This window comes from Acanthopleuribacter pedis, assembly GCF_017377855.1.
GTDB classification, from domain to species: Bacteria; Acidobacteriota; Holophagae; order Acanthopleuribacterales; family Acanthopleuribacteraceae; genus Acanthopleuribacter; species Acanthopleuribacter pedis.
The window spans coordinates 74,663-82,584 of record NZ_JAFREP010000042.1 but is presented as its reverse complement, the minus strand read 5'-3'; the positions used below and the strand labels follow the sequence as shown (position 1 = coordinate 82,584).

Annotated in this window: 6 protein-coding genes; all 6 read left to right on the top strand. The window is 55.4% G+C overall.

Annotated features, from left to right (window positions below; all coding sequences use genetic code 11):
- Positions 1-220, top strand: a 220-nt coding sequence (locus J3U88_RS30195) for a hypothetical protein (protein ID WP_207862751.1), incomplete at its 5' end; no start/stop codon positions are given.
- A gap of 309 nt (positions 221-529) precedes the next feature.
- A complete protein-coding gene (locus J3U88_RS30190) occupies positions 530-1,624 on the top strand; it encodes a hotdog domain-containing protein (RefSeq protein ID WP_207862750.1) in 1,095 nt (364 codons plus the stop codon).
- Between the two features lie 127 nt (positions 1,625-1,751).
- Complete coding sequence (locus J3U88_RS30185) at positions 1,752-2,648, top strand: ABC transporter ATP-binding protein (RefSeq protein WP_207862749.1); 897 nt, start codon at positions 1,752-1,754, stop codon at positions 2,646-2,648.
- A complete protein-coding gene (locus J3U88_RS30180; RefSeq protein WP_207862748.1) occupies positions 2,635-4,083 on the top strand; it encodes an ABC transporter permease in 1,449 nt (482 codons plus the stop codon). The genes J3U88_RS30185 and J3U88_RS30180 overlap by 14 nt, the downstream gene beginning before the upstream one ends.
- 208 nt (positions 4,084-4,291) lie before the next feature.
- The gene (locus tag J3U88_RS30175; protein ID WP_207862747.1) at positions 4,292-5,857 is read left to right on the top strand and encodes a protein arginine N-methyltransferase; all 1,566 of its coding nucleotides are present in this window, start codon (positions 4,292-4,294) and stop codon (positions 5,855-5,857) included.
- Positions 5,858-6,358: 501 nt separating this feature from the next.
- The gene (locus tag J3U88_RS30170) at positions 6,359-7,921 is read left to right on the top strand and encodes a tetratricopeptide repeat protein (RefSeq protein ID WP_207862746.1); all 1,563 of its coding nucleotides are present in this window, start codon (positions 6,359-6,361) and stop codon (positions 7,919-7,921) included.
- Position 7,922 lies beyond the last annotated feature (1 nt).

Below are 7,922 nucleotides of genomic sequence, written 5' to 3'. Positions count from 1 at the left end.
CCGGCCGAACGGCGAAGAGGCGAGCATCAGGCAGATATATCGTGAAGATTCAAATTTTCGCGCCTGGCTACAAATCAAACCGCTAGCCCATTTTCCTATCGTTTTGGTTCTTAACTTAACGGCATTGAGGGTAGGGGGGCGACGTTTTTTTCAGGGGGGTTGTCTGATGATCCATCTTGGGGTCCTCTCCGATTGGGTTCCTGTCCATCCTACAACATGATCGCAAGCGGGTTGGTTTGCAACCTTTTCGCCAAGTGGTTATCCTTTGTCCCCGTCGCTTTTTTTGAAATTTCAGGGGCGGGGCGCCGCGGTAAATGTTTTGATAAATAAGTTCGACACCCCTGTTCAGTTCCACCTGGAACGGGGTAGGTTGTCAGAGGTTGGCGGTTCTCGGGCGCGGGTGTTTGATCCGCCGCAAAAGGATTGCTTCCGAACTCAGGTCTATGTCGCCTCGCGTCGATAACCCTCGGTAACGCGATGCACGGCGGTGCACCCACGCAACCTGCGATGCGCCCGGTTAGGAGAAGGTATGAATGAGGTAGCGGCCAAACGGCCCGGCGACTCTCGCTTCGAGAAACGGTTTCTGTTCAGCAGCGATCCCGCCCTACGCGAACGGTTTATCAATTTTTTCGGGGATTTGCGCTTTGGCATTTTATTAGAAGAAATGGATTCGGCCGCCGGCGTGGTGGCCTATGACCACACCGACGGATTCGACAAGGATCTCACCATCGTGACCGCGGCCTGTGATCGCATTGAACTTCTGTGCCCGCTGCAAAGTGATCGCGATTTGCGCATCCTCGGCCAGGTCAACTATGTGGGTCGCAGTTCCATGGAAGTCGGCCTGCAAATGGAATCGAAAACCCAGCGCGGCTGGGAAGCGGTCGCCAATGCCTTCTTTATCATGGTCGCACGCCGCGAGGAGGGCGCCTTTCCGGTGCCGCCGTTGCGGGTGGAAGGCGAGCAAGAAATGCGCAGCTGGGACGAAGGCCGCGTTCGCCAGGGGGAACGGCGTTCTCAGGCCAAAAGTCATTACCTCAACAAACCGCCCTCGGCCGAGGAAAGCGCCTTGTTGCACAGCTTGCTGCGCGAGACCGAACAGCAAAGCCAAAAAGGCGTGCTGATGAAGGATACCCATCGCCAGGCCACCATTTTGATGCATCCCCAGAACCGTAACATCCACAACAAGGTGTTTGGTGGTTACATCATGCGGCTTTCCTTTGAAACCGCCTGGAGCATCGCCCATATTTTTTCCCGACGCCGCCCCTTGTTTTTGGCCGTTGACCAGTTTGATTTTCTCAAACCGGTTGAGATCGGTTCGATTGTTTCCTTCGACGGCATGGTGACCTTCACCGGTAAAACCAGCTACATCATTGAGGTGAAAGCCGAGGTGATTAATCCCCGCAACGGCACCCGCGAAATTACCAATATTAGTTATTTCACCTTCGTGGCCGCCGACGCCGCGGGGCAACCGCGACCGGTTCCGGCGGTCCTGCCGCGCAGTTACGACGAGGGCTTGAAGTTTATCGACGGACGGCGCCGTTACCACATGGTCAAAGCGAAGCGGGAAACCGCGTCCGACACAACGCCCGATGAAACATCGGACACGCCCGAGGAAGGCGCCTAAAACGAATCAAAACCGGCTTTGTTATCCTCGGATCCGGCTTCCTGCTTGCACTTGACGCAACCATCGGACAATAATGGTGTTACTTCATGAATGGTCCGTGTTTGATGATTTGCTTGGAGAGTCGCTTTTGATTTTATCGGTGGACGGTGTCTCGAAGTCGTTCGGCTCCTTAAAGGCCGTTAATAACGTAAGTTTTGAAATCAAGAAAGGGCGCATCTGCGGGTTTCTCGGACCCAACGGCGCCGGAAAAACCACCCTGATCCGCATGATTATGGACATTTATACGCCGGATCAGGGGCGGGTTACCCTGGCCCCGGACCTGACCGACCACGACCGCAAGAACCAAATTGGTTACTTGCCCGAGGTGCGGGGTTTGTACACCAAAGCCAAGGTGCGCGAGACGCTTTTGTACTTTGCGCGGCTCAAGGGTTTGTCCAAGCAAAAGAGCGTAGAACACACTGACTTTTTTCTCGAGCGGCTTCACATGCAGGACGTGGCTAATCAGAAAATCGAAAAGTTATCCAAGGGCAACCAACAAAAGATTCAGGTCATCGCGGCCATGGTCGCCAAACCACCGCTGCTCATTTTGGACGAACCCTTTTCCGGGCTCGATCCGGTCAACATCAAAATGGTATCCGACCTCATCACCGAACTTTGCGCCGAGGGCGTCAGCATTGTCCTGTCGACCCACCAAATGAATCAGGCCGAAACCTTTTGCCACGATATCTTGCTGTTCAACAAAGGGACCTTGATTCTGTCCGGTGAAATGGGCGCGGTGATCGAACAATTTTCCGGCAATGTGCTCATGTTGGAAACCTCGGATGAAATTCCGCCTTCCCCGCTTTACCGTTTGATCGGCCGCGAGGGCAAGGTGAGCCGCATTGAATTGGCCGAGGATATTACCGTCCAAGCCTTGCTGCATTGGTTGGTCTGGAGCGGGGTGGATACCCATTCGCTGCAACCCTACCGCGTGCCGCTCTCCGACATCTTTATCCAAGAAGTGAGTCGCCATGAAACCCGCTAAGATCGTGCTGGTGGCGAAACGCGAATACTTTGGGCAGCTTCGGCATTGGTCGTTCTGGATGGTGACTTTTGGTTTGCCCGTGATCCTGCTGATGGTCGGCATCGTCTTTTTTATATCCTTCATTTACTTCGTGGGCCATGAGTTACGTGAGATGAACACCGAACAACGGGTACCCAAGGTGGTCGGTGTCGTGGATCCCGGGCAGTTCCTTGATTTGTCCGCCTTTGAAGCCGACGAACAATCATCGGGCGACCCCAAACGCGAACGGGTGGCCAAGTTCGTTTTGGAAGAGATGAATCTGCCCGCACAATTCCGAACCCCGTTTGAAGAGATCATGCGGCTGAGCAACGAGTTGGAAGCCCGTTACGCGTATCAAAGCTACCCCAGCGTGGAAGCGGGCGAACAGGCGTTGCGTGATTTGGAAATACGCGCCGTCCTCTTTGTGGATCCGGCCTTTCGCGAGAATTTCCACTCCCGGTTGACCTATCTCAACGAGGAGAAGACCTTTTCGATCCCGCTCGATCCCATCGAAAACCAACTGAGCCGCAACCTTATCCAAGCGCGTTTTGAAGACGCACCTGTCGACGCCCTAATCGAACCGCTTAAATCCATGGAAACCGGCTTTGTTGCCGCGCAAGCCGTGGCTGAACCCGAATCGGAAGAACAGGGTCAGGCGGATGCTTCAGCCGAAACCGGGGGCGCGTCCGCCACCGCGGATGGCACGGCCGAGGGCGAAGAATCGGCCCAAGAAGCGACGGTGATGGATATGGGGCTGGGGATATTTTTTGCCTCCGCCATGTTAATGCTCGTCCTGGTCTCGACCAACCGCCTGCTGATGGGTTTGGTGGAAGAAAAACAGAACCGTGTTTTGGAGGTCCTCTTGTCCTCCATGTCGGCTGAAGACCTGATGGGCGGCAAGGTCATCGGTCTGGGGGCAGTCGCCCTCACCCAGTTTGGGGTTTGGTCCATGCTGGGTATGCTGCCGATGTTTATGCTGTTCCACGGGCTCGACATGAGCCTTTACGAGCTGGTTCTGTTTTTTATTTACTTCTTGTTCGGTTACCTGCTGATTGCCATCATCATTCTCGGTTTGGGTTCGCTGGTGAGCAATGCCCAAGAAGCGGGCCAGTGGACCGGGTACTTGATCCTGCTGTTTATCATCCCGCTCTACGCCATTCCTTTTGTGGCGCGGGAGCCCGGGACTTGGATCGAGACCTTTTGCACCATGTTCCCTTTTTGTAGTCCGGTCATGGCCGCGTTTCGCATCGGCGTCGGTACCTTGGGTTTGGGCGAGGCAATCATTAGTCTGGCGATTCTCGGTGGGACCATGTACCTTTCCCTGCGACTTATGGCCAAGGTGTTCCGGCTCGGCATCCTGATGACCGGCAGTCCGCCGTCACCGATGAAGTTGGTCAAGTTACTGCGCGAGGCATAAACCTAAGCGGCGCTGAAGCGAGGGGTTTTGGCTAAAGATCTGGAGCGAAATGGTTTGGAAAAAGCGATCCGGGGCCGCGTACGTCCGCAGCCACTGGCCCTGAGCATTTTTGTAAGCCGTTTAAGTCCAGGTTTTTAGAGAAAGTCACCGCGAGTTATCGTGCTTCTTAGGTTAAACCGAGGGTAAATCCATCCCCAAGGAAGGAACCATGAACAACGGCTTGTCACTGCGAAATGCGTTGCGCGGCAAAGACCAGGCCGCCTGTGATGCGACCCTGGCCGCATCGGCCTGCTTGGTTTGCGGTAACAGCGGCTTTACCGGTTCGCTTGATTGGGGGCCCCTCAAAAAGCACCGACAGCTCTTGTTTTACGAGGTGGTCAAAACCTGTGTTTGCGGCTTTCAAAACCGCCTGTTTGTGATCGCCAACGATGTGGAACGCCGCCGTGCCCCGGCCCTAAAAACCAGTGAGGCCGCCCTTGCCGACGCCTTGGCCCGCGGCAACCTCGATCCCGTTGAGCTGGATGAATCGGTAGCCCACATCATGGCACTGGTTTTTGCAAAAAAAAGCGCCGAGGCGCTGGCCCGCGCCGAAGCGGCGGTATCCATCCTATCCGATCACCCGCGCGCTTGGTACAACCTCGCCTGGCTTTACGGTGAGATGGGCCGTTTGCAGGAGGGGATCGTCGCCTATCAGGTTTCGCTTTCGCTTGCCCCTGATTCCATTGAGTCGCTTTACAACCAAGCTTTTCTTATGGCCGAAATCGGGGATGCCGGTCGGGCCGTGCTGAACCTTGCCCGGATCATCAGCATTGCCGAACGCAACGGCGATCAGCAACTGGTTGACGACATGCACAAGCTGGTCGGCGAAACCATGAAAGTCAAGGACCGCTCCGTCGGCCCAATCGGCACCGTGGAAGTGGTGGAGGACGACCTGGGCCGCCGCGTGCTCATCGATCAGCAAAACCAGGGCGGCGCGCTTTTTTCGCCCTCGGCCGCGCTTTATTTGGCCAGCCTGCCCGAGGCCTCCGTCTGGACCGGCAACAACGATAGCGAGGCGCAACCGCTTGCGCTTGAGCCGGGACCGGTGCCGGATAGCTTTTTCTCGACGGCTTGGACCGCGCTCGCGCTGCAACATGCCAATGTCACCGGCTTGGCGCTCGGTTTGGGGTCCGGCACCGGTTTACTCGCGCTTCTGGCCGCCCAACCCAAACTCAAAATCACCGTGGTGGAAGTATCACCCGAGGTGGTCGCCCAGGTTCGGCGCTGGTTCCCGCTGCTGCGCTGGTTTGAGGACAGCGGCCGGCTCACCATTGAGATTGATGAAGGAGGCGCCTGGCTGGACGGTCATAACCTCGACCCCTATGCGTTTTTGATCACAGATGTGTTTTGTGGTGAAGCCGAGGTGCCCGATGTACTTACCGCATCGCGGCTTGAAAAATGTCGCCGGGCCGAGGTCGATGTCTGGCTCAACCTGATCGTTGATCCCAAAAAAGAGCGCTTGGCCCTGCTTGTGCGGCGCTTCGAGGCGGCCGGTTTGCCCTTGGCCTACGCGGGCTTGTCTTGTCCGCCGCTTGTTGCGCGACGCATTAGCGCACACTGGATTTTGGCCACCCGCGCACCCGACTTTGCAGCGATGAAACGGCACCAGCCTTTTGGGTGGTGTCTGCCGGATCCGCTGAACCTGTTCCACAGTTATTACCGCCTGCTCGGCGAATGGTGTTTCAACGCGGCGGAAATAAAGCGTTGGTTCACATTGACCGATATGTCCCAATAACAGAACAGGCAAAACCCCGAGCGTCTTCCTTCGGGCACACCTGCCTCGGCTTCCGCACCCGCAACTTTTTTAACCGGCCGTTCATCAAATCCGAATCTGTCCGCAATTGGTAACCTATCCAAACCATGCTTGTATCCGTTCTTGCTGTTCCTTCCGCGTTGGGCGTGGGTAAGCGGCAGAATTGCAATGATTTATGTTTTACCAGAATTTATCTGGAAAGATGAGCAACGCTAACAGGCTCTTTCTCAGTTAATTACATGTACGTTCTTCATCCTTTGGTCCAAAAAATCGTCATCTAAATCGGCTGTCGGGACGAATTCATTGACGATCACACCTGTTTTTCTTTGTTGTCGAGACGACTTGGTCTGTCAATTGCAAGTGAGTATTTGTCGCTTCATGAGGCACAAAGACGCGAAATCGTGACAAAGATCGATGTTTTCAAGCTAACAAAGGAACCATATTGATGGTGGTGGGGTTGCGTGCAACCAAAGGAGCATAGCCATGGCAGAGGACACCGCAACGTTTACCCGACAGCCCTCGTGGCATCAATACTGGGAGCAAGCACTCCACCTCGCGGATTCGCGCAGACTCCAATCTGCCTTGGCCGCTTGTGATCGCGCCTTGGCGCTGAGTCCACCGGAACAAACCCTGTACAGCGATTTGCTCGCCGATTGTTACCTTGAATCGGGCATGAACTTTTTGGAAGCCGGTCGGCCGGCACGCGCGTTGGATCAGATCCAAAAGGCCGAACGCTTGAATCCCGACAACGCGCTCATTCATTTTTATGCCGCCAGCCTGCTGGAGATGCAGGGCCGGAGCACCGAGGCCTTGGCCGCGTGTGGCCGTGCGGTTTCCCTCGACAGTCAATTCGCGCAGGCTTACAACCTGCGAGGCGTATGTCTGCTCAAACAGGCTCGATTTGAAGAGGCACTCAAAGATTTCAACAGTGCGCATCTGTTCAAGCCCCACGAATCTTTGTATTTATCCAATCGTGGAAAAGTTTTACAGAAGTTGGGCAGGCACCGCGAGGCGATCACCGACTTTGATGTCGCCTTGTCGATGAACCCAAAAGATGCGGACACCTGGAACGCGCGCGGCGTCGCCTACAAAGCCTTGGGTGAACCGGAGCGGGCGCTTGACGATTACGAGCGGGCCATTGGTTTGGCCTCGGATGAACCGCTGTATTTGCTCAATCGCGGCAACACCTTGGAAGATTTAGGTCGTTGGCGGGAAGCAATTGCCGATTGCACCGCGGCCATCGAACTGGATCCCCAATGCAGCCGCGCCTGGAATGTGCGCGGCATCGCCTACAAACAGCTTGGCGAATACTTTAATGCGCTCGATGATTTTAGTCAGGCTTGCTCGCTGGATCGTCATGAAACCATGTACTTTTTTAACCGCGCTTTGGTCTTTGAAAAATTAGATTGCTGGGAAGACGCGCTGGACTGTTACGGCCAAGCCTTGGCCCGGGATCCACGTGCTTCCACCATTTACAACAACCGCGCCGTGGCTTATGAACACCGCAAACGCTGGCAGGACGCCCTTTACGATTATGGCAAAGCTATCGAAATGGATCACCTGGAGCCTCTTTATTACTGTAACCGCGCCGAACTGCTTCTGCGACTGGGCAAACACGAGGAAGCTTTGGCGGATGTTGATCAGGCACTGGAAATTTCCCCGAAACAGGCGCGTGTCTTCTATTGTCGCTCCGTGATTAACGAGGAGATGCGCCGCTTCAAAGAAGCGCACAAAGACATTGACGAGGCGATTGCCCTCGATCCGCAACAGGCGGTTTTTTACCACATGCGTGGTGTGATTTTTGCCCGCATGGGCCGTCTGAAACACGCCCTGACCGAGGCCGGCGAGGCCTTGCGTTTGGACCCACAACTGGAAGAGGCCCGGTTTAGCATGGCCGGCTATTATGCGCGCCTGGGATTGTGGGAGCCCGCGGTTGCCTGCTACAAACCCCTAACGCGCTCACCCAAGGCCGACTATTGGTATGAATTGCTTTCTTCAAACCCGGATTACGACACCTTGCGCCAACAGATCCGCGAACTAGATTAAG

Bases quoted from the DNA above. Each gene is read 5' to 3' on its own strand.
- J3U88_RS30190 (WP_207862750.1), top strand. From the start codon at position 530: ATGAATGAGGTAGCGGCCAAACGGCCCGGCGACTCTCGCTTCGAGAAA.
- J3U88_RS30180 (WP_207862748.1), top strand. From the start codon at position 2,635: ATGAAACCCGCTAAGATCGTGCTGGTGGCGAAACGCGAATACTTTGGG.
- J3U88_RS30175 (WP_207862747.1), top strand. From the start codon at position 4,292: ATGAACAACGGCTTGTCACTGCGAAATGCGTTGCGCGGCAAAGACCAG.
- J3U88_RS30170 (WP_207862746.1), top strand. From the start codon at position 6,359: ATGGCAGAGGACACCGCAACGTTTACCCGACAGCCCTCGTGGCATCAA.